Genomic DNA, 24,983 nt, shown 5'->3' on the forward strand with positions numbered 1-24,983 from the left:
GCCGCCTGGAGCAGGCCGCCCTTTGCTTCCGCCGCAAAGAGTATAAAACGCCGCAGCAGCGCGGCAATTTGGCCTGAAGCTTGCTGACGCACCCCTCATCCGCTAAGAACGAGGATAAATCTAAGGAGCAACATGGCAAGGGTGCTGGTTCTCGGCATCGGCAACCTTTTGTGGGCCGATGAAGGTTTCGGGGTTCGCGCGGTCGAAGCGCTGAACCGCGAATACGCGTTCCCGGAAGATGTCCGGCTCCTCGATGGCGGCACGCAAGGGCTTTATCTCCTCGATCACATCACCGGCACCAACATTCTCGTCGTGTTCGACGCGGTGGATTACGGCCTGCCGCCCGCCACTCTGAAACTCGCGGAAAACGATGACGTCCCGCAATTTCTCGGGGCCAAGAAAATGAGCCTCCACCAGACGGGTTTTCAGGAAGTGCTCGCCACCGCCGACCTTCTGGGCAAGCTGCCGAAGCACCTGTTTCTGATCGGGGTTCAGCCCGTGGAACTGGAAGACTATGGCGGCAGCCTGCGCGAAGAGGTGAAGGCACGGATCCCGGCGGCAATCGATCACGCACTCGCTTATCTCGCGCGCTTCGGCATCGAGGCGCAGCGCCGCGAAACGCCCTTGCGCGAGACCGATACCATTGCTTGCGAACGCATGGTACTGTCCCGCTACGAAGAGGAACGCCCCGGCGAGGACGACGCCTGCCGCGTAGGAGACGACCGCGTGCTTGCCATGGCAGCCGCAAGGGTTGCGGCCGACCGGGAGGGCCAGCTCTGATGTGCGTCGGCATTCCCATGCAGGTCGTCCAGCCGAAAGACCGCTTCGCGCTCTGCCGCGCCGAGGGTAACGCTGGCGCCGAGCTTCGCGAGATCGACATGATCCTCGTGGGCGAACAGCCCGAAGGCACATGGGTGCTGACTTTCCTCGACGCCGCGCGCGAGGTCATCAGCGAAGAGCATGCCCGCCAGACAGCAGACGCGCTGAAAGCGCTCGCGCTCGTCATGCAGGGCGAAACCTCCATCGATCACCTGTTCGCCGACCTCATCGGGCGGGAGCCGCAGCTCCCCGAGCACCTTCGCAAACCCGGGCCGGAGGACGCGGCCTGATGACTTCGCCCCTCATCGAAGCGCTTCCCGCCCGCCACGGCTTCGCTACCGTCACCGAAGCCACGCTCGACGCGTTTCTCGCCGTTCACGCCGACAGCGTGCTGTTCTTTCCGGGCGACACCGACCGGCTTGTCGAAAGCGCCGACGTTGCCGTCATCCTCCCGGAACTTCTGAAGAGCTTTCCCCATGTCGCCCCCGCGCTCGTGGAGAAATCGGCCGAACGCGCGCTGCAACTTCGGTTTCGCTTCAATGCGTTCCCTGCCCTCGTCTTCCTGCGCGGCGACGGATATCTCGGCGCCATCACGCGCGTTCTGAACTGGCCCGACTACATCGCGGAGATTCGCGCGATCCTGGCGAGCGACCCGTCCGCCCCACCCCCTTACAAATTCCCGGACCATTGCGTGCCTGCCGCGAACGGCAGCGCGCCCCTCGCGGAGGACCATTCCGAATGAGCATCCCGCGCCCGCTCGCAGGCCCCGGCAGCCAGCCCGACGACGAGGACGGAGAACTCGCCTTCATGGAACTGCCGAAGGGCATGGCAACCTTCTCCATGCCGCAGATCCCTGAGCCGGATGTGGCGGCCGCCCACGCGCCCGCGCTCGAAAAACTCGACGAGGCGCTCGCAGCGCTTCGGGCTGCGCCTGCTCCCGGCGCGTCGATCACCGTCGATCTTCTCGACCTCGACGCCGAAAACCGCGCCTTTGTCGATCAGATGCTCGGCGAAGGCGAGGTGAGCATTGTTGCAGGCGCGCATGTACAGGCGCAGGAATCGGTGCTGGCGGGCGTCTGGCGCATCCATGTCGTCGGCAACGATGGCGCGCTGATCGCCGACGCCATCGAGGTGGGCGAATTCCCGCTGTCGGTTCTTGCCGCCGCGCAGGATGGCGGCGCACCGAGCCTGCACGCAATCGAAACGGTCGCCGAAGACGACCTCATGAACGCGCCCGCAATCGCCGCCGAACTCGTCGACAAGCTCGCGGCCTTCGCTCCCGGCACACCGACCCACGCCATCAACCTTTCGCTGCTGCCCGTCAGCGACGGCGATCTCGCCTATCTCGACGCCCGGCTCGGGCAGGGCGCGGTTACCATCCTGTCGCGCGGCTATGGCAACTGCCGCATCTCGTCCACCGGCGTCAGGAACGCATGGTGGGTGCGCTACTTCAATTCGCGCGAAATCCTGATCCTCAACACCATCGAGGTCTGCCGCGTGCCCGATGTGGCTTGCGCCGCACGCGAGGATCTCGAAGACAGTGCGGACCGTCTCGCGGAAATTCTGGGGGTTTACCGGTGAAGGATCATTTCTTCGCAGGCTCTTTCGGCGGCGATGTGACGAAGCTCGGCGATGACGCCCGGCTTGAATGCGGCATTTGCTGGCACGTCTACGACCCCGCCGAAGGCTGCGAGGAATGGCAGATCCCGCCCGGCACGCCGTTCGCCGCGCTGCCCGCGCAGTGGTCGTGCCCGGTCTGCGACGCGCCGAAGGAGAAGTTCTTGCTGCTGGGAGCGGGCGATGAGTGAGGCGCATGCGGTCGAGGCGGCGGAGATTGCGCAGCGTCTCGAAACCGTCTTTTCGCGCATTCATGCCACGCGCATGGCGGACGTGCCGCTGTTGAACCCGCGGCTGGCCGTCGCCGCAGTCGGCCCGAGCGAGGTGGGCGGCCTGTGGCTCGCGGTGCTTGTCACGCCCTGGTTCATCAACGCCATGCTGCTGCCGAAGACCGCCGATGACGCCAAAAGCTGGGCCGAGTCGCCGAGCGGCGCGAAAATATCCCACGCGCTGCCAGCCGGCACGTTCGAGTTCATCGCGGGCGGCGAGGCAGGACTTGGCCCCTATCGCATGTGCTCGCTGTTCTCGCCGGTCACGCAGTTCGAAGACCAGAAGGCCGCGCTGATCGCCGCCGAAGCGGCGCTGGCTGCGCTGCTCGACAGCGGGCATCATCCCGACGCGGAAGCGTCACGCCGCAAGCCCCAGCTTTCGCGGCGAGGTCTCATTTTCGGCCGCTCATCGGAGAACGGTGACCGTTCGAGCGAGGGCTCTACGAAAGGAGACGCGGCATGACGGCCGAAGGCCGGATCGAAATCGACATCTATCCCCGCGCGCCGCTCGGTCACTGCGTGCGCATCGAATCCAGTCGCCCGCTTTCCATCACACGCCAGTTCACAGGCCACAGCCCGAGCGAAATCGCGCAGACGGTCGCGCTTCTGTACGCGACGTGCAAGGCGGCGCAGTCTGTCGCCGCCGCAAAGGCCCTTGAGGAAGCACGCGGGATCGCGGTGCCGCCGACCACGAGCCGCGTGCGCGAGATGCGCGTGCTTGCGGAAGCCGCGCGCGAGCATACGCTTCGCATACTCATGGACTGGTCGCAGTTCCTGGATGCTCCGCAGCCTCCCCCCGCCAACGAGCTTCGCGCCGCCATGCAGGCGGAACGCGACCTCGCGCGCCATCTCGACGAGGCGCGCGCGGCGCTCCGCTTCGGCGGAACGTTCGTCTATGAGAGCGACGCCGTCGAGAATGACATAGCGGCCTGCGAAGCGCTCCTCGAACGCGCTATCTTCGCCGAGCCGCTGCGGATCTGGCGTGCGCGAGAAACGAAGGACGATCTCATCAATTGGGCCGCCCCTCGACATACCATCGCCCAGCGCCTGTTCGATCAGATCGCGACAGATGGCTTGCTCGACGCGGGTGCTGCGCCCGTCTCGCCCCTCCCCTCTTTCGACCGCGACCGCCTCGCCGCAAGGCTTTTCGACGACAACCGAGCCCACTTCGTTGCCGCGCCGGACTGGGAAGGCGTGCCGCGCGAGACATCGCCGCTTGCCCGCTCGATCGATCATCCGCTGATCCGCGCGCTGGAAACGAGCGAAGGCTTCGGCCTTGGCGCACGGCTCGCGGCGTGCCTCGTCGAACTCGCGAACGTGCCGAAGCGTCTGCGCGAGACGGTGGCGAGGCTCAACGGCCCCGAGATCGCGGAGCCCTCGCGAAGCGAAGCGATGCCCGGCGTCGGCCTGTCGCAGGTCGAAGCCGCGCGCGGCCGCCTCGTGCATGCCGTGGAACTCGCCGGCGGCAAGGTTTCCCGCTACCGTATTCTTGCGCCCACCGAATGGAACTTCCACCCCGAGGGCGCTGCGGCGCGGGGCCTTGCCCGCATCGCGCGCGGCGACGCTCACGATGTCGCTAGAATCGCTCGCCTTTTTGTGACCGCCGTCGACCCTTGCGTGGGCTATGAAGTGAGAGTGCACTGATGCACGAGATGGCGTTGGCGCAAGGAGTGGTGCGTATTCTCGAAGAGCAGGCCGCGGCGCAGCATTATTCCCGCGTCCGCGTCGTGCGGCTGGAAGTCGGGCCGCTCGCCACCGTCGAACCGCAGGCGCTGCGTTTCTGCTTCGACGCGGCAACGCGCGGCACCATCGCAGAAAACGCCACGCTCGATATCGTGGAGACAACAGCGGCGGCGTGGTGTTTCGCCTGCGGCGAAAGCGTCATCATAAAGGAGCGTAGCGGAGCCTGCCCGAATTGCGGCAGCTATCAGGTGCAGATCACGGGCGGCGACGAACTAAGAATAAGAGAGCTGGAGGTCGACTGATGTGTGGGACGTGCGGATGCGGAGACGGCGAAACGAAGATCGAAGCGGCGTCCGTAAACGCGGCGCACGGTGGACGACACGGCGACGCGCGGGACCACGATCACGCGCATGATCACGATCATGACGGTCCTCACCAACACGACCACGCCCATGACCATGCCCACGAACACACCCACGAAGACGGGGTGACGCACTCTCACCCGCATACGCATCATCATTACCACGATCACCAGCACGGCGAGGGTGAAGAGCATGGCGATGGCGATCACCACGACCATGGACACGGCCACCACCACAGCCACGCCCACAGCCATGGCGGCGATGATCATCATCATGAACACGTGCATTCGCACTCTCACGAGCATGACCACAAGGCGCGCGTGGTGAAGATCGAGCAGGATGTGCTGTCGAAGAACGACGCGTTCGCGCGGGAAAACCGCGCCCGTTTCGCCCGCGACGGCGTCCTTGCCCTGAACCTCGTCTCGTCGCCCGGCTCCGGCAAGACGACGCTTCTCGTCGCAACCATCGAACGGCTCAAGGCGGATGTCCCCGTTGCGGTCATCGAAGGCGACCAGCAGACGACGAACGACGCCGAGCGCATCCGCGCGACCGGCGCGCCCGCGATCCAGATCAACACCGGCAAGGGCTGCCATCTCGATGCGCACATGACGGGCCACGCCGCCGAGAACCTAGCGCTCGGTAAAGGCGCGGTGCTGTTCATCGAGAATGTCGGCAATCTCGTCTGCCCCGCGATGTTCGACCTGGGCGAGGAAGCGCGCGTCGTGCTCTGCTCCGTCACCGAGGGCGAGGACAAGCCGCTGAAATATCCCGATATGTTCCGCACGTCGCATCTGATGCTCATCACCAAGGTCGACCTGCTTCCCCATCTCGATTTCGACGCCGACGCGCTGGCCGCCAACGCGCGCGCCATCAATCCGCGCATCAGGATCCTGCGTGTTTCGGCAAAGACAGGCGAAGGCATGGACGCCTGGGCGGACTGGCTGCGCGCGCAGCGCACGCTCGCGCTGACCGGCCTCGAAGCGCCGGGAGCATGATCCGGTGTGTCTCGCCATCCCCGCTGAAATCGTGTCCGTGAATGACGCCGCCGAGACAGCCGTCGTCGCGCTGGGCCCCGTGCGCAAGGAGATCTCCATCGCGCTGATCGAGAACGCGAAGCCGGGCGAGTTCGTGCTCGTCCATGTCGGCTACGCGCTGCACAAGGTTTCGCCGGACGAAGCCGCGCGCACGATCGCCATGATGCGCGAAGCCGGCCTCGACGCGGAAATCGCCGAATTCGGGGAGGCCGCGCGATGAAGTTCGTCGACGAGTTCCGCGACGAAGCGCTGGCGAAGGGTCTCGCCGCCGCAATCGCGCGCGAGGCAAACCCGGCGCGGCGCTATTCCATCATGGAATTCTGCGGCGGCCATACGCACGCGATCTTTCGCTACGGCGTGCAGGATCTGATGCCGGAAAATGTCGGCTTCGTGCACGGCCCCGGCTGCCCCGTCTGCGTGCTCCCCATCGGGCGCATCGACAACGCGCTGGAACTGGCCGAGGAGCATGGCGTCATCCTCTGTTCCTATGGCGACATGCTGCGCGTACCCGCGTCGAAGCGGTGGAGCCTGCTCAAGGCGAAGGCGGAAGGCGCGGATGTGCGCATGGTTTACTCGGTCGACGACGCGCTTCGCATCGCGCGCGACAATCCCGGCCGCGAGGTCGTGTTCTTCGCCATCGGCTTCGAGACGACCACGCCGCCGACCGCCGTGGCGCTGCGCACCGCCAGGGTCGAGGGGCTGAAAAACTTCTCCGTCTTCTGCAATCACGTGCTGACGCCCGCCGCGCTCAATCATTTGCTCACCGCGGCCGCCGTCGATGTCGACGCCTTCATCGGCCCCTCGCATGTGAGTTCGGTGATCGGCAGCCGCCCTTATGAATATTTCACCGAGACCTTCCGCCGCCCCGTCGTGATCGCGGGCTTCGAGCCGCTCGACGTGATGCAGGCCGCGCTCATGGCGATCCGTCAGCTGAACGAGGGGCGCACCGAGGTCGAAAACCAGTATATTCGCGTCGTCACGCGCGACGGGAACCTGAAGGCGCGCGCAATCGTGGACGAGGTTTTCGAGCGCCGCGAGAGCTTCGAGTGGCGCGGGCTCGGCGCGGTCCCCGACAGCGCCCTGAAGATCCGCGACGCTTACGCCGCATTCGACGCGGAGAAGCGTTTTTCCATCGTCACGCGCTCCGCGCCGGACGCAAAGTCCTGCGAATGCGCGGAAATCCTGCGCGGCGCGAAGAAGCCCGTCGACTGCAAGCTGTTCGGCAAGGGCTGCACGCCCGACAGCCCGGTCGGCTCGTGCATGGTATCGTCCGAAGGTGCCTGCGCCGCTTACTGGACCTATGGCCGTTTCCGGCGGGAGGCCGCATGACCTCGTTTTTTCAACGTCCCTCCGGGGCGGGCCGAGCCTTGACGAAACAGCGGAGCGCCATTCGATGAGCGTGATCGAGGCGCGGTTCGGCGCGCGCGAAGGCAAGCTGACGGGCGCGGTGGAGATGATCCACGGCGCGGGCGGCCGCGCCACCGCCGAGCTGATACGCACGCTTTTTCGCCGCCACCTCGACAACCCGCTTCTGGCGCAAGGCAACGATCAGGCGGCATTTCCGGTCGCGGCGGGCCGCATGGTGATGACGACCGATGCGCATGTTATCGCGCCGCTGTTCTTTCCCGGCGGCGACATCGGCTCACTCGCCGTTCACGGCACGATCAACGATGTGGCGATGGCGGGCGCGCGCCCGCTCTATCTTTCGGCTGCGTTCGTGCTTGAGGAGGGCTCTCCCCTGGCCGATCTCGACCGCATCGTCGCCAGCATGGCGCAAGCGAGCCGCGCGGCGGGCGTGCCCATCATCACCGGCGACACGAAGGTGGTCGAAAAGGGCAAGGGCGACGGCGTCTTCATCACGACGACCGGCATCGGCATTGTGCCCGATGGCGTCGAGATTTCGGGCGACCGCGCCCTTACCGGCGATATGGTGCTGCTTTCGGGCAGCATCGGCGATCACGGCATCGCTGTGCTGTCCAAGCGCGAGAACCTTACCTTCGAGACGGAAATCCTCTCCGACAGCGCCGCGCTTCATACGCTCGTCGCGGACATGGTCGGAGCCGTGCCCGGCATCCGCGTGCTCCGCGACCCCACGCGTGGCGGCCTCGGCGCGACGCTGAACGAAATCGCGCAGCAATCGGGCGTGGGCATTCACCTCGACGAGGCCGCGATCCCGATCAAGCCCGATGTCTCGGCCGCGTGCGAACTTCTCGGCCTCGACCCGCTCTACATCGCGAACGAGGGCAAGCTGATCGCCATCGCGCCACCGGAAAAGGCACAGCTCTTGCTTGCTGTCATGCGCGCGCATCCCCTCGCGCGCGACGCCGCCATCATCGGCGAGGTCACGCACGACCCTCACGCCTTCGTCCAAATGCGTACGAGGTTCGGCGGAAACCGCATGGTAGATTGGCTCGCGGGCGATCCACTCCCAAGGATATGCTGATGCAAGACTGTCCTCGTCATCTGCCCTTTTTGTGTCAAAGCGCCTCCCGGAGAGCGCCATGACCGCGCTTCCGCCCGTGCTCGTGATCGACGACGAAGTTCGCAGCGTCGAGGCCCTCGAACGCATCCTCGAAGACGATTTCGACGTCAAGAAAGCGACAAGCGCGCGCGAAGCCGAAGCCATCCTCGCCGACGAGGCTATTCAGGTGGTGCTGTGCGATCAGCGGATGCCGGACATTTCGGGCGTCGAATTTCTGAAAAACGTGCGGGAGCGCTGGCCAGACGTCGTGCGCATGATCATTTCGGGCTACACCCACGCGGACGACATCATTCAGGGCATCAACGAGGCGGGCATCTATCAATACGTGACGAAGCCCTGGCAACCCGACAGCCTCACCCTCACCCTCAAGAACGCCGCGCGGCTTTACAAGCTCCAGCGCGAAAACGAGCTTCTGGCCGTCGAACTGAGAATGTCCTCCACCCGGGCGGAGCGGGTCGTCGCCACGCGCCGTGCGGACCTGCGCGAGCTTTACGCGGGCGACGACGGCATCGTTCGGGAAAAGTCGAGCCCGATGAACGACGTCTGCGACCGCATGCGCCGCGTCGCGCCCTTCGACGTGTCGGTGATGATTACCGGGGAATCGGGCACCGGCAAGGAACTCATCGCGCGCGCCCTTCATTACAAGAGCCTTCGCTGGAACAAGCCGTTCGTGGTCGAAAACTGCGCGGCGTTGCCCGATGAACTCCTCGAAAGCGAACTTTTCGGCCACAAGCGCGGCGCCTTCACCGGCGCGGTCGAAGACCATATCGGCCTTTTCCAGCGCGCCGACGGCGGCACGGTCTTCCTCGACGAGATCGGTGAAGTGTCGCCGCGCCTTCAGGCGAAGCTGCTGCGCGTGCTTCAGGAGGGCGAAATCCGTCCCGTCGGCGGGCAGAAGACCCGCAACATCGACGTGCGCGTCATCGCCGCCACGAACCGCGACCTTGAAGCCGAGGTGCAGGCGGGCCGCTTCCGCGAAGATCTGTATTACCGTCTTGCGCCGGTCACGATTCACCTTCCGCCCCTGCGCGAGCGCCTGATGGACATCCCGCCGATCGCGCGCGCGCTCCTCGACAAGGCACAGAAGCAGCTCGGCAAGTGCGTCAAGGGCTTGTCGCCGGAAGCGGTGGCATGCCTCAAGGCGTACTCATGGCCCGGCAATGTCCGCGAGCTTCAGAACGAAATCCAGCACGCGCTGATCATGGGGCCGCAGGGCGGCGTGATCGGCGCAGAGCACCTGTCCCGGCGGGTGCAGCAGGCCGCGGCCTGCCCCTCGCCTGCGAAGCTCGATTTCGCGGGCGTCGATCTTTCGCTCGCCGGTCTCGAAGGCACGCTGCGCGAGCGCATCGAGTCGGTCGAGGCCCAGATTTTGAAGGAAAGCCTCATCCGGCACCGCTGGAACAAGAGCCGCGCGGCGAAGGAACTTGGCCTGTCGCGCGTGGGCCTTCGCGCCAAGCTCGAACGCTACGGCCTCGAAAAGATCGAGGCGCTGCCGCTGGAGCCCGCCAAGAAGCGGGCCTGAGCATCCGCGCGCCCAAGACACGCGCATGAGGAAGACAGCCGATGCTGAGACAACCCGAGCGCCCTGAAGACAGCCGCAGCCTCGTTGTGCGGGCCGGGGTGACGGGAGCGCTCGGCGACGGCGAGGCAGGCGAGGACGCGTGGATCGAAGTCATCCAGAAGATGGATGCGGTCTATGCCGAGCTTGTTGAAAATCAGGTCGAGCTAGAAGCCAAGAACGCTGCTCTTGAAGAGGCGCAGGCGCTCATGGCGAGCGTATTCGCCTCCATGGCCGATGTGCTCGCCGTGTGCGACCGGGGCAATCGCATCGCGCGTGTGAACCGCGCCCTCGAAGCCGTCACCGGGCGTCGCGAGGCGAGTCTCGCCGGAGAGCCTTTCGCATCGCTGTTCGCGGCCGAAAGCGCCGGCCTCGTGGACGACATGCTGGCCCGTGCCCGCGAGGACGGCGCGGTGACGGATTGCGAACTGTCCCTGCGCGACGCGGCGGGCGCGCCGTGGCCCTTCGCCATGAACTGCTCGGCGCGCTTCGACCACAAGGGCCGCTTCGCGGGCGTCGTCGTGGTGGGCCGCCCGCTCGGCGAACTGCGCCGCGCCTATAAATCGCTCAACATCGCCCATCGAGAGCTTCAGGAAGCCCAGCAACACCTCATCTTTTCGGAGAAGATGGCAGCGCTCGGCCGTCTCGTCGCGGGTGTCGCGCACGAACTCAACAATCCGATCAGTTTCGTCTTCGCGAACATGCATGCGCTTAAGAAATACGGAATGCGCATCCGCGCCTATCTCGAAGCGATGAACGCGGGGCTTTCCGGCGATGCGCTTGCGGCGCTGCGCAAGGATCTCAAGATCGACCGCATCCTCGCCGACATCGAGCCGCTGCTCGACGGCACGCTGGAAGGCGCGACGCGCGCAAGCGAGATCGTGCAGGATCTGCGGCGCTTTTCGGCGAATCAGGCGGAAGCGCCGGAGGATTTCGAGCTTGCGCGCGTGGTGCAGACGGCGGCGAACTGGGTGGTGAAAATCGCGCGCTCGCGTCAGGAGGTGGCGATCCGGGTGCCTGAGGGGCTGACAGTGCATGCGCCGCGCGGGGCAATCCATCAGATCCTCGTCAACCTCATTCAGAACGCGCTCGACGCGATGGACGGCGATCCGCATCCGGTGATCGAGATCGACGCGACAGAGGATGGCAACGTCGTCGTGCTTCGCGTCCGCGACCACGGTCCCGGCATCGCGCCAGACGGCATGCAAAAGCTGTTCGAGCCGTTTTTCACGACGAAGCCCGTCGGGAAGGGGCTCGGCCTCGGCCTTTATCTGAGCTTCGGGCTGGCGCAGGATTTCGGGGGAAGCCTCGCGGCCGCCAACCACGAAGGCGGCGGCGCTGTGTTCACGCTGACCTTGCCGAAAGGAGTACGGCATGCCGGGTGATTTGCCGCCCGATGCATCAGGGATCGCCGCCCGGGAGGCAGCGGATGAGCCCGCTCGCCATACCCTGCTCTGGCTGCAATCCGGCGGATGCGGCGGCTGCTCCATGTCGCTTCTCAACGCCGACAGTCCGGACCTGTTCGCGGCGCTCGACCTTGGCCGCATCGATGTGCTTGCCCATCCTTCGCTCTGCGAAGCCTCGGGCGAAGACCATCACGCGCTCATCGCCGGGATCCTCGCAGGCCGCCAGCCGCTCGACATCCTCTGCGTCGAAGGCGCGATCCTGCGCGGGCCTTCCGGCACGGGACGCTTTCATCTTCAGCCCGGCACCGGCAAGCCCGTGATGCGGCTTGTGGAGGAGCTTGCGCCCATCGCCCGCCATGTCGTCGCCATCGGCTCGTGCACGGCTTTTGGCGGCGTTTCGGCGGCGGGAGACAACGTCACCGAGGCGTGCGGCCTCGCCTTCGACGGCGCGGAGCCGGGCGGCCTTCTCGGCCCGGCCTTCCGCTCGCGCTCCGGCCTCCCGCCGATCAGCATCGCCGGATGCCCTACCCATCCGGGCTGGATCGTTGAAACGCTCGTGCAACTCGGCCACGGCACGCTCGGCGCATCCGACCTCGACGCATTCGGGCGCCCGCGTTTCTACGCCGATCACCTCGTCCATCACGGCTGCACCCGCAACGAATTCTACGAATACAAGGCAAGCGCGAAGGAGCCGGGGCAGCTCGGCTGCCTGATGGAGCATATGGGCTGCATCGGCACGCAGGTTCACGGCGACTGCAACATGCGGGCATGGAACGGCGAGGGTTCCTGCATCCGCGGCGGCTATCCGTGCATCGGCTGCACCGAACCCCGGTTCGGCGAACGCGAGGCGCCCTTCCTCGAAACACCCAAGCGCGGCGGCATTCCCGTGGGCCTGCCGACCGACATGCCGAAGGCATGGTTCGTGGCGTTGGCCTCGCTCGCCAAGGCCGCTACGCCGGAACGGCTGCGCAGGAACGCGCTCGCGGAGCGCATCGCTGTCCCGCCCGGCAAGGCGTCGGGGAAACCCAAATGACACGCCTCGTCGCAGGGCCGTTCAATCGCGTGGAGGGCGACCTCGAAATCCGCCTCGACGTGGAGGACGGGCGCATCGCGGCGGCTTACGTGAATTCTCCGCTCTATCGCGGGTTCGAGCAGATCCTTGTCGGCAAGGCGCCCGCCGACGCGCTCGTCTATGTGCCGCGCATCTGCGGCATATGCTCGGTATCGCAGTCGATTGCGGCAGCGGCGGCGCTCGCAAACGCGCAAGGACTGAGGCCGCCCGAAAACGGCGCGCATCTGCAAAACATCGTCCTCGCCGCCGAGAACATCGCGGATCACCTCACGCATTTCTATCTGTTCTTCATGCCGGATTTCGCGCGCGGGATTTACGCAGGCGAGCCATGGGCGAAGGCGGCGGCGCGCTTTCAGGCGATGGGCGGGGATGCGCAGCGGGAGTTTCTGCCGGCGCGCGCGGCGTTCCTGCGGATCATGGGTCTGCTCGCGGGGCACTGGCCGCACACGCTCGGCCTGCAACCGGGCGGCACGACGCGCGCCATCGGGCGGGCGGAGCAGACGCGGCTTTCAGGCTACATCGCGGGGCTTCGCCGCTTTCTCGAAGCGACATTCTACGGCGATGCGCTGGAAGCGGTTGCCGCCCTCGACAGCGCCGACGCGCTCGACGCGTGGGAGGCGGATGCGAGCGGCGGCGATCTCCGCGCCTTCCTCGCCTTCTCGCGCCATGCCGGTCTTGAGAGGCTCGGCCCCGGCCCCGGCCTCTATCTCAGCTTTGGCGCCTATCCGCTCGACAGCCGACCGGCCTTCGCGCGCGGCGTCTGGGACGGCGGCGCGACCGGCCCGCTCCGCGAAGAGGATATCGCGGAAGATCATGCCCGCGCGTGGATGGTGCGCGCGGCGGAAGGCCCGCGCCCGCCATCGCGCGGGCTCACGCTGCCCGACGCCGACGCGGCCGACGCCTATAGCTGGTGCAAGGCTCCGCGTCTTGCAGGCCGCGTGGCCGAAACGGGAGCCTTCGCCCGCCAGCTCGTCGACGGACAACCCCTTGTCACGAGCCTGTCCACACGTTCGGGAAGTAATGCGCGCAACCGCGTGATTGCCCGCGCCGTCGAGGTGGCCCGCCTCGTTCTCCTGCTGGAGCGCTGGACGGCGGCGGTCCGTCCCGACGACCCGTTCTGCGTCACCGCGCCGATGCCCGACGACGCGCGCGGCACGGGCATGATCGAAGCGGCGCGCGGAAGCCTCGGCCACTGGCTCGACATCCGCAAGGGCCGCATCTTCAACTACCAGATCATCGCGCCGACGACGTGGAACTTCTCGCCGCGCGACGGAAGCGGTCAGCCGGGCGCATGCGAGGCGGCGCTTGTCGGCGCGCCGGTGCGGCCGGGTGAGGCGACGCCCATCGCCGTGCAGCATATCGTGCGCGCCTTCGACCCCTGCATGGTCTGCACGGTGCACTGACCATGGCGGAGGCGGAGGACATCGAAGGCATCTCGATCCGTGTGCGCGGTCTTGTCCAAGGCGTGGGCTTCCGTCCGCATGTGTGGCGGATCGCGCGCGAATTGGGCCTTCGGGGCGATGTGTCGAACGACGCGGAGGGCGTGCTGATCCACGCCTTCGGACCGCGCACGGCGCTCGACGCGCTGCTTGCCGCGATTGCCGACCGCGCGCCGCCACTCGCCCGCATCGAGCGCATCGAGACCGCGCCGCTGAGCGGCTGCGCGCCGGACGGCTTTCGCATCGTCGAGAGCGGCGCGGGCGACGTCACGACCGGCATCGTGCCCGACGCCGCCACCTGCCCCGCCTGCCTCGCCGACATCCGCGATCCCGAAAATCGCCGTTACCGCTACGCCTTCACCAATTGCACGCATTGCGGGCCGCGCCTGTCCATCGTACGCGCGATCCCTTACGACCGCGCGACGACGAGCATGGCGGCGTTCGAGATGTGCCCGGCCTGCCGCGCCGAATATGAAGATCCCGCCGACCGGCGCTTCCATGCGCAGCCGAACGCCTGCCCCGTCTGCGGGCCGAAGCTGCGGCTCGAAGGCGCGGACGGGGCGGCGCTTCCGCTCGCAGATGCGCGCGACGAGATCGAGGCCACCGCGCGGCTCATCCGCGACGGGCGCATCGTGGCGATCAAGGGGATCGGCGGCTTTCACCTCGCCTGCGATGCGGCGAATGAGGACGCGGTCGCTCGGCTCAGGGCACGCAAGCGACGGAGCGGCAAGCCCCTCGCGCTCATGACGCGCGATGTCGCGACGATCGAACGTTACGCCACCATGGCGCCGCCTGAGCGCGTCGCGCTCGAAAGCCCTGCCGCGCCCATCGTACTCCTGCGCCGCCGCACCGACGCGCCGCCGCTCGCCTCCGGTATCGCGCCTGGCCAGACGACGCTCGGCTTCATGCTCCCATACACGCCGCTGCATCACCTTTTGATGGACGATGTGCCCGGACCGGTCGTGCTGACCTCCGGCAACGTCAGCGACGAGCCGCAATGCGTCGCGAACGATGAGGCGCGCAGGCAATTGGCCAGCATCGCCGACGCTTTTCTCATGCACGACCGGGACATCGTGAACCGGCTCGACGACAGCGTGGTGCGGCTGGCGGCGGGTCGCGTCCGCACCATACGCCGCGCGCGAGGGCTCGCGCCCGCGCCGCTTTCGCTGCCACCGGGGTTCGGGCGCGCGCCCGCCGTGCTTGCCATGGGCGCCGAGCTGAAATCCACCTTCTGCCTTGCAAGCAACGGTCGGGCCGTCGTTTCGCAGCATATCGGGGATCTTGAAAATGCCGCCACGCACGCCGATTACCGTGCGAACCTCGCGCTTTTCGAGCGGCTGTTCCGTTTCGCGCCGGATATCGTAGCCGTGGACGCGCATCCCGATTACCACGCGACGCAATTTGGCGACGTCCTGACCGCGGAGCGCGGGTTGCCGATCACGCGGGTGCTGCATCACCACGCCCATGTTGCGGCGGCGATGGCGGAACGGGGCGTGCCTCTCGACGCGCCGCCCGTGCTCGGTATCGCGCTGGACGGCCTCGGCATGGGCGATGGCGGCGAACTTTGGGGCGGCGAGTTTCTCGTAGCGGATTATCGCGCCTGCCGCCGCGTTGCAGGCTTCGCGCCCGTGCCGCTCATCGGCGGAGCGAAGGCCATGCGCGAGCCATGGCGTAACCTCCTCGCGCATCTGCACGTCGCGCTCGGCTGGAACGAGGTATCGAAGAGCCAGCACGACATTCCGATCCTGCGCCGCCTCGCCGCGAAGCCCGTCGCGCCTGCGCTGCAAATGATGGCGCGCGGTTTGAACGCTCCACCGGCTTCGTCGGCCGGTCGATTGTTCGACGCCGTGGCCGCCGCCCTCGGACTCTGTTTCGACGAGCTTACCTATGAGGGGCAGGCGGCAGTGGAGCTGGAGGCGCTCGCGGCGACGGCAATCGCCGACCTGGGAGCGGTCGAAGCGTGGGGCGACCCGCACTCCGACCCGATGACCGCAGAAGGCGCCCCGGGAGCGCGCCCCATCGTCTCGCCGTTCCCGACGGGCGGAGGAAACACCTCGAACGCGCCGATGCGCCTCGGCTGGTCCGTTCTGTGGCGTGCCGTCCTCGCCGATCTGGAGAAGGGCGTCGCGCCCGCAATCGTTGCGGCGCGTTTCCACATTGTCCTCGCCGAAACGCTGGCTGATGCCGGTCGCCGCCTCGCCCGTCGAGAGGGCTGCGTCACCATCGTCCTGTGCGGCGGGGTGTTTCACAATCGCCTGCTGCTCGAACGGGTGTCAGCGCGGCTTGCCTGCGATTTCGAGGTGCTCGCCCCTGCCCTGTTCCCGGCGGGAGACGGCGCTATTTCGCTCGGGCAGGCTGTCGTCGCCGCCGCGCGCGGGTAGCTTTCGGTTGGTTCGACCTGACGGCGGGAGCCTTCTTCCGCGTGGCATTTCCGCCTTACGGATGTCCGTGCGATCGGTCGAACCGAGTCAGGGCGGCTCGGGAATTACGGCAAGGGCTTCGACAGCGTGAAAGCCCCCCGGATGTCGCCCGCGCTGTAGCCCGTCGCCTTGTCGTCGGGATAAAGTTCCGCAAGCTTCGCCTTGACGGGCTCGGCAAGGTTCGTCCCGTGGCATGCAAGGCAAGGCTCTGCCGCCGTCGGAATCGCCTTCATATAGCGGAAGCGGCGTGCTCCATCGCTTTCCAGGATTTCGGCGCGTTCGAGCTTCGCCGGATCGGCACCGCCCGCTTTCGCGGCTTCAAAACGGGCGAGCGTTTCGGTCTCCCACGCGTCGGGCGCGGTGGCTGAATTGCGCAGCTTGAGCGAAGTGCGCCGCACGATCCACCCGCCAGCCGACGCCTCGGAGGCAATCGCGGGCGCGGCGGTGTTGCAGACGCCGATGGCGGCGACGGGGCCGCCGGCCTTCATCGCGCCGACGAGTTCGCCCTTCAGCCTGTCGGCGAAGCGGCCGACGATGCCCCGCGCTTCGGATGCAAGAGCCTCGGGAGTTGCCGTTTCTCCCGCGTCAGCCGCCGCGACGCCGAGAATCGCCGTGCAGATCGTGATCGCGCCGATCCGAAAAATCATGATGCCCCTCCGATTTTGCCGCTGCCGCCCTCAAGGCGGTATCGCATGCCAATATATTCGCTGATACGCATATATCATGCTCGCGAACAGCGGAAGACCGCAAAAAGAATACCGGCTAAAGAGGAGGCAACAGCGATTCCCGTACTTGCGCATTTGCGAATGTACCCGGGTCGTCGCGCGCCGTTTCGCCCGGACTGACGAGCCTGTCGCGCAAGGTGACGACGGTGCCGAGAATGACGAGCGCCGGGCCGCGAATGCCCTCGCTCGCAGCCGCTCCGGCGATGGTCTCGACCGTGCCCACAACGACGCGCTGATTTGGCCGCGTACCGTTCTCCACGATGGCGGCGGGAAGCGCGGGGTCGCCGCCATGCGCGACGAACTGTTTCATCAGGGATTCAAGCTGGCCAAGCCCCATGAAGATGACGACGGTCTGATGCGGCTGCACGAGCGCTTCCCAGCCGAGGCTCAAGCCGCCGCCGCTTCGCGCGTGCCCCGTCACGAACACGCAGGCCTGCGCGTGATCGCGATGCGTCAGCGGAATGCCCGCATAGGCCGCGCAGCCCGCCGCCGAGGTGACGCCCGGCACAACCTGCACCGGAATGCCCGCCGCAGCCAGCGCCTCGATCTCCTCCCCGCCTCGCCCGAACATGAAGGGATCGCCGCCCTTGAGGCGCAGCACGCGCTTGCCCTCCTTCGCGAGTTGCACGAGCTTCGCGGAAATTTCCTCCTGCGTGACGGCGTGTCTGTCCGGCTCCTTGCCGACATAGATATGCTCGGCCTCGCGGCGCACGAGATTCAGAATGCCGGGCGGCAGCAGTCGGTCGTAGAGCACGACGTCGGCCCGCTGCATGAGGCGGAGCGCGCGGAAGGTCAGAAGGTCCGGATCGCCCGGCCCTGCCCCCACGAGATAGACTTCGCCCTTCGCAAGCGCCGTGTCGTCGGCCGCATCGAGCGCGTTTTCGAGTTCGGCTCGCGCTTCATCCTCGCGCCCGGCAAGAAAGCGGTCGGCCACGCGGCCTTCGAGCGCCCTTTCCCAGAAGCGGCGGCGTTGCGAAAGGTCCGAAAGCCGCTCTCCGAGGCGGTCGCGATATGAGCCGACGAGCGCGACAAGGCGGCCATAGGCGGCGGGGATTGTGCTTTCAAGCCGTGCGCGGATCATGCGCGCGAAGATGGGCGACGCGCCGCCGGTCGAAATGGCAATCACAAGCGGATCGCGGTCGACGATGGCGGGCATGATGAAGTCGCAAAGCTCGGGCGTGTCGGCGACGTTGACGGGCACGCGCGCAGCACCTGCGAGCGCGGCCATCGCCTCGTCTTGGGTCCGGTCGCCGGTCGCGGCGAAGGCAAGTGCGAGGCCCGCCATGTCGCCGGGCGACGGGGCCCGCGTCTCATGCCTGAAATGAGGATCGTCAAGGAGGGCGCGAAAATCGTCGCTCAGATGGGTGGCGAAGACGCTGACGCGCGCGCCCGCGCGAAGGGCAAGCTCCGCGCGTCGGGCTGCGGGCGCGCCGCCACCGGAGACGGCAACGTTTTTGCCCTTGAGTTGGAAGAAGATGGGAAGCTGTTCCACGGGTCGGCTCACTTTTTGGGCTGTAGGGCTAACCCATCGCGCGCGGTTTTGCGCGGGAAAAATGATGCCGTGCCATACAACGTGAGGATTCGGCCGTCCTGGCAGTTCGCCCCCGCCCCGCGAAACACGAAAAGGCCCGCGCGAGGCGAGCCTTGTTCGGTGCGGCTCAAGCCGCCAAAGCAAAAGCGTGTCAGTGAAGCGAACGATGCCACTCGTCGACCTGACGCTCCGCTTCCTCCTTGGTTACGCCATAACGCTCCTGAATTTTGCCGGCGAGTACTTTGGCATCGCCCTTGGCTTCGGTCAGGTCGTCGTCGGTAAGCTTGCCCCATTGCTGTTGCACCTTACCCTCGAACTGTTTCCAGTTCCCAGAGATCTGATCCCAATTCATGGATATGTCCTCCGTTTGACTGAAGAGGTGAACGATTTCCTGCGGGGAAAGTTCCAGGCGACGGTTGAAACCTTGGACCGAGCTTTGGCGTATTTGCTGCCGAAGCGCCGGTAAGGGAACGAGACCGCCCGGGCCTTGTTTCGCGCGAAGGAGGACTGAACATGTCAACAGACACGATAAAGCCCGGCCGGAAGCTGATTTCGAGCGACGATGTCGAAGGCGCTTATGTCTACGGCAGCGACGATGAGCGGATCGGAACCATCGAGGAAATCATGATCGATTGCGTGGGCGGACGTGTCGCCTATGCCGTCGTGGACTTCGGCGGATTTCTTGGCATCGGACGGAGCGAGCGCCCCATCCCGTGGTCGGCGCTGAGCTACGATGCGGATCTCGACGCTTTCCGCACCGACATAACGAAGGAACAGCTCGAAAACTCGCCGCCGCTCGACGACGACAGCTTCGCGAGCGCGGACTGGGAAAGCCGCACGCACGAGCATTACACCGTGCAGCCTTACTGGTCGAACCCGTCGATCAATCGGTGAAGATAAGCGAATACCGGAGCGGCTCACGCTCCGGTATTGGATGCGATCAAATTCCGGCGAGTGCCTGCGCTATGTCTTCGATGAGGTCGTCCGGGTGCTCAAGACCAACGGAAAGCCTGAGCGTTCCCGGCGTGATGCCAAGTTCCGCCTTCGCTTCGTCCGAGAGCTTCTGATGGGTGGTCGTGGCCGGGTGAGCGATCAGCGACTTGGCGTCGCCGAGATTGTTCGAGATCTTGATAACGCGAAGTGCATCCATGAACCGGAACGCGGCGTCCTTGTCCACGTCGAGCGAGAAGGCCACCAGCGGGCCGCCGGATGCCATCTGCCGTTTCGCGAGCGCCGCCTGCGGATGGTCCGCGCGCCCCGGATACATCACGCGCGCGATGCCGCGCTGTTCGCTCAGAAAATCCGCAATCTTCGCCGCGCTTGCCGTTTCGCGCTCGACCCGCACGGGCAAGGTTTCGAGGCCCTTCAGCAGCACCCAGGCGTTGAACGCGGAGAGTGTCGGGCCGGTCTGGCGCAGAAAGCCCTGCACATGATCGGTGATGAATTTCTCGGTGGACAGAATGACGCCGCCGAGGCAGCGCCCCTGCCCGTCGATGTGCTTTGTCGCCGAGTAGATCACGACGTCGGCGCCGAACTTGAGAGGCCGCTGCAGAAGCGGCGTCGCGAAGACGTTGTCCACCATCAGGATCGCGCCCGCGTCATGCGCGATGCCAGCGACGCCTTCGAGATCGACGAGATCGAGCGTGGGGTTCGCGGGGCTCTCGCAGAACAGCACCCGCGTGTTCGGGCGGATGGCGGCGCGCCAGGCGTCGAGGCTGCTGCCGTCCACGACGGTCGATTCGATGCCAAAGCGGGGAAGGATATCCTCGATAATAGCGCGGCTTGCGCCGAAGACGGCCTTCGCGCCGATCACATGATCGCCAGCCTTGAGATAGGAAGCGAGCGAGGCGAACACCGCCGCCATGCCTGAAGCCGTGCCGCGCGCGGCCTCGGCGCCTTCGAGCGAGGCGATGCGCGTCTCGAACATGGTAACGGTCGGGTTGCCGTATCGGCTGTAGACATAGCCTTCGGCCTCGCCCTTGAAACGGGCTTCGGCCTCGGCGGCGCTTTCATAGGTAAAGCCGGAGTTCAAATAGAGCGCTTCCGAAGTCTCGCCGTGGGGCGAGCGCAGCGTGCCAGAATGGACGAGAAGCGTATCTTGATGGAGGCCATCGGGCCCCAGTTGGTCGGACATCGTCACTCTCTCATGGGCGCTAAATGCCGTAAGCCTTCGGGAGAGAGGGCGAGCGGCCTTTTAGCAATTTGTTTAGCGTGGCTGCAAGCCGGCCGGCAAAAGGACCACGTTACGCATAGAAAACGCCGCGTTGCGTCTCGTGTCAAGAGGCGGCGGCGGTTGCGAGCGGATTTACGGAGTCTGCAAGAGGCCGGGTGCGGTCATTTGACGGGCGCTCGAAGCGGCAGCAATTAGAGGTGGTGAGCAGACATTTCTTCTTGCCCTTTTTGTGGGTTCAGCTCCAAAAATCTCTTATTGCCTCCAATCGGCATAGCGTTCGGTCGCGATGGACGCTAGTAGGTGCTGCGCAAAGGTTGCTTCCAAGGTATAAAACATGACGGCCACTAAAATTTGGTACTTCATCAAATTCTTCAGCGAAGAACGGTACGCAGAATCATTTATGCGGGGGCGACTTTACCTAAATCGTCTTTCGTATTTTAGGAAACTGGAGTGTTCCATCGATGATGATGGTAGGGCGGACACGCATGAAGGCGTTTCAATGTGGTGGCAGCCACAAGATATTTGTATAAAGCTGAGTGTTCCCGGAATCGGTGATATCGAGATAACAAAAGATGACTTAGCAGATCCCGTCTCAATATCTTATCAATACCACGAAGACCTGCATATAATTTGTCTATATTCTATATATACTAACGGATATGATACAGTAGATGGAAAATTCCATCTTGACAAAGAGCAATCAGCGGATTTCCAAAGCCAGATTTTGATTGATGAGCGATGCCTGAAATTTGGTTCATATGCCGTTATCACGCCCGCCGTACCATTCCTGGCCCAGGTCAAGGAAGCGTTGCAGCGTCGCGGTCAATGGTTTCGAGGGAGTCTCGTGGAATACTATGACGATGAGATGTTCCACGGCGAATTTGCATCGCAAGATGTAGCATTCAAGAAGCAAAAGCAACTTGCCTATCAAAAAGAATTCAGGATATGCCTGCAAACAGGCACACAAGGAGAAGACCCTATTTTCCTCGAGGTTGGGGATTTAAACCACATAAGCGCGAAAGTGAATTCTTCAAAACTCAACGATATTTTTGAACTCAAATTAGATAAAACCCCTGCAATAGCATCACGCGATGCTCCCTAAACCAACAGCTAACCTGCAAGGTGTTTTGCATGACAGGCGACAGCCGTTTAATGCTACTAGCTTAATTTCCGCTTGTTGGGGCTCTCCGGCATTAAGTTCGAAGATTCCGAACAGCTGCTATCGCCCCCCTCTCCGCCTTCGCCATCCAGCCGATTCCGTGCCGGAACCGGCTGGATCGCCAACCGCTGCAAAGCGATTACGCGGCAAGCGAGGCGGGCCGTTCCGCCGCGATCGGCCGCGCGCAGGCCCATTTCGCCACCTGCTGGATGTCGTAGAAGCGGCAGGCCTCCATGAGCATCCGGCATTCGGTCCACACATCGCCGTCCACGATGGGCATGAACAGGTCGTGGATGTTGTCGACGCCGAGATAGGTCCGCACGCCCGCCGCGAGCAGCTTCGGGAACGGCGCGATGGAATTGTGCAGCGGCGCCGTCATCGGCAGTTGCGCCATGCTGAGCGCGGCGGACGGACAGATCACGATGCCCATGTCGGCGTCGAGGATCTTCTGGATGATGCGGTCCTGCTCGCGCTCGCTTTTCGCGCCGAGCGAAATCGCATGGACGCCGAAGACGCGGCCCTGCATGCCGTGCTCGATGGTCTTTTCGGCGAGAAGCTCCGTCTCGTTTTCGAGCGGGTTGTTCTCCTGATCCACGTGCACGTCGACCGGCTTGCCGAGGCGTTTCGCGAGGTCGAGGATCGTGTCGAGATGCGCTTCGGGACGCGGACGGTCGCGCGAGGGGAGCCCTCCGCAATAATCGGCCATCGCGCAGGCTTCGGCGTATTGCTCGTAGGAGGCCGGGTCGAGCACACCTTGCAGCGGTTGCACGCCGACCTCGAAGTGAATTTGATCCGCATAGCGCTTCTTCACCTCGACCGCCGCCTTGATCGGCAGCAGCCCCACGGTCGAGTCCGCGTCCACCATCGTCCGGCAATAGGTCACGCCTTGCGCGATCATCGTCTCAAGGCCGCGGCTGATGCGCTCCACGAGGTCGTCGTGGGTGTAATTTTCCTTGAGGTAGCGGTAGATCTCCCACTTCTTCTGCATGTCGACCTGGCTGAGACGCAGGTTCTCCATGTTGACGAGGTAGGCCTTGTCGAAATGGGCGTGATGGCTCGCGAAGCCGCCGAGCTTCTCGACCGCCTCCATGAAGTGAAGGCGAAGGTTCCATGGCTCGGAGTTGTCGGAGAGCTTGTAGCGGAAGGTGCCCTTGTTGGTATCCCGAACGATCTGCTGCAAGGTCTCGATGCCGACGTCGCAATCGGTGATGAGCGGGATGCCGTTCTCGATACAGAGCTTGCGGATGAGCTTCGCGTCGGACGATTCATCGTAGTCGTTGTCGCCGGTCAGCACATTGATGACGAGATCGAAGCGGTTCTCGTTCAGGAAGGTGCGGATGTTCGGCGCGCGTCCATCGGTGATCTTGTGAATTTCGACCGTGTCGATGCCATGCCGCGTAAGAAACCTGTGCGTGCCCGGCGTTGCAAAGACATCGACTTCAAGGCTTAGAAATTGCTGGATCGCGGGAAGCATTCTTGCCTTGTCGTCCTCCTTGCCCGCGCTGATAAGGACTTTTTTTCTACTCTTTCGCCCCAAAAGCTTAAGATTGAAGGCGAGCATTTCCAGCGATATACCGTCGTTCATTCCATTTACCCCTTGCGTGATATTCCCCCCTTGTGCTACGTTTCCGGCTTCTCCTTCTCCCATGCGCCGATGAACTTGCCGAAACTTGCCCCTCCGCAAATGGCCGCATGGTGATGAAATGCGCCTCGCTCGTCAATGACGAAATCGCACTTTCGGGAAAATTCACGATTTTGGGAAATTCAATCCGGCGTTCGCGTGTCGCGGCCGCGCGTCTTGCTGATGGCTGGCGTTCAGGAAAGTCAAAATATTGCGATAGGCGTCGAAATCCGCGGCGCTGACGTTCTCCCGCCTTGCGGCTGGGAGCGGCGTGCTCAGGCGGGGGGCTTCAGCAGGAAACCAGCCTTGTTCATGCACGCCGTGAAGGTTGCGGCGTACATCTCGTCCGCCTGCCGCCGCGTGCGGATCGTCGCGCCAAGATTGACGTTGTCGCCGGAGGACGATGCCCGTTGCGAATGGTCGGACTGTCCCGCCTTCTGCACAGAAACGCTCGCCGCGAGAGCCTTGGCCTTGCAGTCGTTTTCGGCGAATTGCTGTGCCAGTTCTCGCTCCGTTGCCGTCTTGTACCGTTCCGGCTCGGTCAGAACAAACTGATTCGCTGTCGGGGCCGTCGTCGCCGTGGGAGCGCAGGCGACGGCGACGAGCGGCAATGCCATAAGCGGAAACGAACGCAGCACGGGATTTCGATCCCTGATCGATAGGATTTTATGTGCTTTAGCAACAAAATGCGCCGAGTGGAAGCCTGAGCTTCGTCCATGCTTAACGGGCGGCGGTCGCCATGCTCAGGCTATGGGGGAAATGGCGCCCCGGAGAAAGTGAAGGTACGAATGCGATGAGTTGCGTTGATGTCGAACGCTACTCAGAACTATCGCACGAGATTTGAAAGCCGAGTGCATCGGCATAGGGGTTTGCAGGTCGGATCGGCACGGCGCCCTCAGAGAGCGCGAGCGCTCTACCTCGGCAATACCATCTACCGCATCCCCGGCACCAACAACGAGCGCACCGTCGGGCGGGCAAATTCGTCGGGCTGCTTCCCCGTAAAGCCCCGCGCACCGATCCAGTATTCATCGGTCTCCGCGAGGTCGAGGCTCGCCACCAGCACACCCTCGTCCGTGTCGGTGAGTCCGCGACGAACTCGTCCGTGTCGTCGGCGATGAGCGCGCGCCCCGCCAAGTCTTACTCTTGACCAAATTTCGCGGGAGACTTGGTCAACACGTTTTTATCGGCAGTAACGCAACGTGAGCCGCACATTTCAACAGAATTCGCCCCTGCGCGAGGGGTCGACCATCGGGCGGGCGAAAGGTGTGCAGCCACGAACGTTGGAAAGGGGACGCAGCAATGCTTAAGAAAATCGGGCTGGCGGCGATGTTGGGGTTGGCGGCGACGATGCCGGCGCAGGAAGCGAGCGCGCAGGATGCTCTTGGCGGCGCGCTGTTTGGCGGCGCGGCCGGCGCAATCCTCGGCGGCGCGGTCGGCGGCGGCCGGGGAGCCGCTATCGGCGCCATCGTCGGCGCGGGAACGGGAGCGGCCATCGCCGCCGAAGGCGAACGCCGCCGCAGCGGCTATTATTACTACCGTGACGGCTGCTATCTGCAACGCCCCGATGGCGTTTGGGTCCGGGCCCATCCGCGCTATTGCTATTAATCGGGGAT

The 24,983-nt window shown here is 64.7% G+C and carries 26 protein-coding genes, 1 pseudogene and 1 riboswitch; of the genes and pseudogenes, 21 read left to right on the forward strand and 6 right to left on the reverse strand.

Features of this window, described 5'->3' with window-relative positions:
- The first annotated feature begins 132 nt into the window (after positions 1-132).
- The 17 genes from QM659_RS06800 (at position 133) to hypF (ending at position 16,122) form a co-directional block, all read left to right on the forward strand.
- Positions 133-780, forward strand: coding sequence for a HyaD/HybD family hydrogenase maturation endopeptidase (locus QM659_RS06800; protein WP_415187844.1), 648 nt, complete (start codon positions 133-135; stop codon positions 778-780).
- Positions 780-1,109 carry a HypC/HybG/HupF family hydrogenase formation chaperone gene (locus QM659_RS06805; RefSeq protein ID WP_303486738.1) on the forward strand — a complete coding sequence of 110 codons (330 nt, stop codon included), beginning with the start codon at positions 780-782 and terminating at the stop codon, positions 1,107-1,109. Before QM659_RS06800 ends, QM659_RS06805 begins: the two co-directional genes overlap by 1 nt.
- On the forward strand, positions 1,109-1,561 hold the full coding sequence (locus QM659_RS06810) for a hydrogenase-1 expression HyaE (protein WP_415187845.1): 453 nt from the start codon (positions 1,109-1,111) through the stop codon (positions 1,559-1,561). The genes QM659_RS06805 and QM659_RS06810 overlap by 1 nt, the downstream gene beginning before the upstream one ends.
- Positions 1,558-2,400: a hydrogenase expression/formation C-terminal domain-containing protein gene (locus QM659_RS06815; RefSeq protein ID WP_415187846.1), complete on the forward strand. Its 843-nt coding sequence runs from the start codon at positions 1,558-1,560 to the stop codon at positions 2,398-2,400. Before QM659_RS06810 ends, QM659_RS06815 begins: the two co-directional genes overlap by 4 nt.
- The gene (locus tag QM659_RS06820) at positions 2,397-2,627 is read left to right on the forward strand and encodes a rubredoxin (RefSeq protein WP_127075878.1); all 231 of its coding nucleotides are present in this window, start codon (positions 2,397-2,399) and stop codon (positions 2,625-2,627) included. Before QM659_RS06815 ends, QM659_RS06820 begins: the two co-directional genes overlap by 4 nt.
- Positions 2,620-3,168, forward strand: a complete 549-nt coding sequence (gene hybE / locus QM659_RS06825) for a [NiFe]-hydrogenase assembly chaperone HybE (RefSeq protein ID WP_415187847.1) — start codon at positions 2,620-2,622, stop codon at positions 3,166-3,168. Before QM659_RS06820 ends, hybE begins: the two co-directional genes overlap by 8 nt.
- Positions 3,165-4,349 carry a nickel-dependent hydrogenase large subunit gene (locus tag QM659_RS06830; protein WP_415187848.1) on the forward strand — a complete coding sequence of 395 codons (1,185 nt, stop codon included), beginning with the start codon at positions 3,165-3,167 and terminating at the stop codon, positions 4,347-4,349. Before hybE ends, QM659_RS06830 begins: the two co-directional genes overlap by 4 nt.
- Positions 4,349-4,690: a hydrogenase maturation nickel metallochaperone HypA gene (gene hypA / locus QM659_RS06835; RefSeq protein ID WP_164729816.1), complete on the forward strand. Its 342-nt coding sequence runs from the start codon at positions 4,349-4,351 to the stop codon at positions 4,688-4,690. Before QM659_RS06830 ends, hypA begins: the two co-directional genes overlap by 1 nt.
- Complete coding sequence (hypB, locus tag QM659_RS06840; protein ID WP_415187849.1) at positions 4,690-5,745, forward strand: hydrogenase nickel incorporation protein HypB; 1,056 nt, start codon at positions 4,690-4,692, stop codon at positions 5,743-5,745. The genes hypA and hypB overlap by 1 nt, the downstream gene beginning before the upstream one ends.
- Positions 5,746-5,749: 4 nt before the next feature.
- Positions 5,750-6,004, forward strand: a complete 255-nt coding sequence (locus QM659_RS06845; protein WP_127075874.1) for a HypC/HybG/HupF family hydrogenase formation chaperone — start codon at positions 5,750-5,752, stop codon at positions 6,002-6,004.
- On the forward strand, positions 6,001-7,113 hold the full coding sequence (hypD, locus tag QM659_RS06850) for a hydrogenase formation protein HypD (RefSeq protein ID WP_415187850.1): 1,113 nt from the start codon (positions 6,001-6,003) through the stop codon (positions 7,111-7,113). Before QM659_RS06845 ends, hypD begins: the two co-directional genes overlap by 4 nt.
- A 64-nt stretch (positions 7,114-7,177) precedes the next feature.
- Positions 7,178-8,227 (forward strand): hydrogenase expression/formation protein HypE, encoded by a 1,050-nt coding sequence (gene hypE / locus QM659_RS06855; RefSeq protein WP_415187851.1) that lies wholly within the window; start codon positions 7,178-7,180, stop codon positions 8,225-8,227.
- A gap of 58 nt (positions 8,228-8,285) precedes the next feature.
- Positions 8,286-9,788, forward strand: coding sequence for a sigma-54-dependent transcriptional regulator (locus QM659_RS06860; protein WP_303486754.1), 1,503 nt, complete (start codon positions 8,286-8,288; stop codon positions 9,786-9,788).
- A gap of 41 nt (positions 9,789-9,829) precedes the next feature.
- Entirely contained in the window at positions 9,830-11,209 is a 1,380-nt protein-coding gene (locus QM659_RS06865; RefSeq protein WP_415187852.1) for a sensor histidine kinase, read from the forward strand.
- Positions 11,199-12,263: a hydrogenase small subunit gene (locus tag QM659_RS06870; RefSeq protein ID WP_415187853.1), complete on the forward strand. Its 1,065-nt coding sequence runs from the start codon at positions 11,199-11,201 to the stop codon at positions 12,261-12,263. The genes QM659_RS06865 and QM659_RS06870 overlap by 11 nt, the downstream gene beginning before the upstream one ends.
- Positions 12,260-13,705, forward strand: a complete 1,446-nt coding sequence (locus tag QM659_RS06875; RefSeq protein ID WP_415187854.1) for a nickel-dependent hydrogenase large subunit — start codon at positions 12,260-12,262, stop codon at positions 13,703-13,705. Before QM659_RS06870 ends, QM659_RS06875 begins: the two co-directional genes overlap by 4 nt.
- 2 nt (positions 13,706-13,707) lie before the next feature.
- A complete protein-coding gene (gene hypF, locus QM659_RS06880) occupies positions 13,708-16,122 on the forward strand; it encodes a carbamoyltransferase HypF (protein ID WP_415187855.1) in 2,415 nt (804 codons plus the stop codon).
- Between the two features lie 104 nt (positions 16,123-16,226).
- Here hypF and QM659_RS06885 read toward each other — a convergent pair whose 3' ends face one another.
- The 3 genes from QM659_RS06885 to QM659_RS06895 form a co-directional block, all read right to left on the reverse strand.
- Complete coding sequence (locus QM659_RS06885) at positions 16,227-16,808, reverse strand: DUF3365 domain-containing protein (protein ID WP_415187856.1); 582 nt, start codon at positions 16,806-16,808, stop codon at positions 16,227-16,229.
- A gap of 115 nt (positions 16,809-16,923) precedes the next feature.
- Positions 16,924-18,378, reverse strand: a complete 1,455-nt coding sequence (gene cysG / locus QM659_RS06890) for a siroheme synthase CysG (protein ID WP_415187857.1) — start codon at positions 18,376-18,378, stop codon at positions 16,924-16,926.
- 190 nt (positions 18,379-18,568) lie between these two features.
- Positions 18,569-18,769, reverse strand: coding sequence for a CsbD family protein (locus QM659_RS06895; protein ID WP_181952108.1), 201 nt, complete (start codon positions 18,767-18,769; stop codon positions 18,569-18,571).
- 161 nt (positions 18,770-18,930) lie between these two features.
- On the opposite strand from QM659_RS06895, the gene QM659_RS06900 reads away from it, so the two are divergent.
- The gene (locus QM659_RS06900) at positions 18,931-19,311 is read left to right on the forward strand and encodes a PRC-barrel domain-containing protein (RefSeq protein ID WP_415187858.1); all 381 of its coding nucleotides are present in this window, start codon (positions 18,931-18,933) and stop codon (positions 19,309-19,311) included.
- Positions 19,312-19,357: 46 nt separating this feature from the next.
- Here the strand turns inward: QM659_RS06900 and metZ are convergent, their stop codons facing one another.
- The gene (metZ, locus tag QM659_RS06905; protein WP_303486769.1) at positions 19,358-20,551 is read right to left on the reverse strand and encodes an O-succinylhomoserine sulfhydrylase; all 1,194 of its coding nucleotides are present in this window, start codon (positions 20,549-20,551) and stop codon (positions 19,358-19,360) included.
- A gap of 40 nt (positions 20,552-20,591) precedes the next feature.
- Positions 20,592-20,669, reverse strand: a riboswitch (SAM riboswitch).
- Between the two features lie 255 nt (positions 20,670-20,924).
- Between metZ and QM659_RS06910 the strand changes: the two genes are divergently transcribed.
- Entirely contained in the window at positions 20,925-21,692 is a 768-nt protein-coding gene (locus QM659_RS06910; RefSeq protein WP_415187859.1) for a hypothetical protein, read from the forward strand.
- A 196-nt stretch (positions 21,693-21,888) separates the two neighbouring features.
- On the opposite strand, the gene QM659_RS06915 is transcribed toward QM659_RS06910, so the two are convergent.
- Both QM659_RS06915 and QM659_RS06920 read right to left on the reverse strand, forming a co-directional pair.
- Positions 21,889-23,334, reverse strand: coding sequence for an amidohydrolase family protein (locus QM659_RS06915; protein WP_415187860.1), 1,446 nt, complete (start codon positions 23,332-23,334; stop codon positions 21,889-21,891).
- Positions 23,335-23,645: 311 nt separating this feature from the next.
- Entirely contained in the window at positions 23,646-24,008 is a 363-nt protein-coding gene (locus tag QM659_RS06920) for a hypothetical protein (protein ID WP_127075861.1), read from the reverse strand.
- Positions 24,009-24,263: 255 nt separating this feature from the next.
- Here QM659_RS06920 and QM659_RS06925 point away from each other — a divergent pair.
- Positions 24,264-24,488: pseudogene (locus tag QM659_RS06925) on the forward strand (hypothetical protein); the annotation flags it as partial.
- 181 nt (positions 24,489-24,669) lie between these two features.
- The gene (locus QM659_RS06930; protein WP_127075860.1) at positions 24,670-24,975 is read left to right on the forward strand and encodes a glycine zipper domain-containing protein; all 306 of its coding nucleotides are present in this window, start codon (positions 24,670-24,672) and stop codon (positions 24,973-24,975) included.
- Positions 24,976-24,983: the final 8 nt, after the last annotated feature.

Source organism: Rhodomicrobium sp., from assembly GCF_047605405.1.
GTDB classification, from domain to species: Bacteria; Pseudomonadota; Alphaproteobacteria; order Rhizobiales; family Rhodomicrobiaceae; genus Rhodomicrobium; species Rhodomicrobium lacus.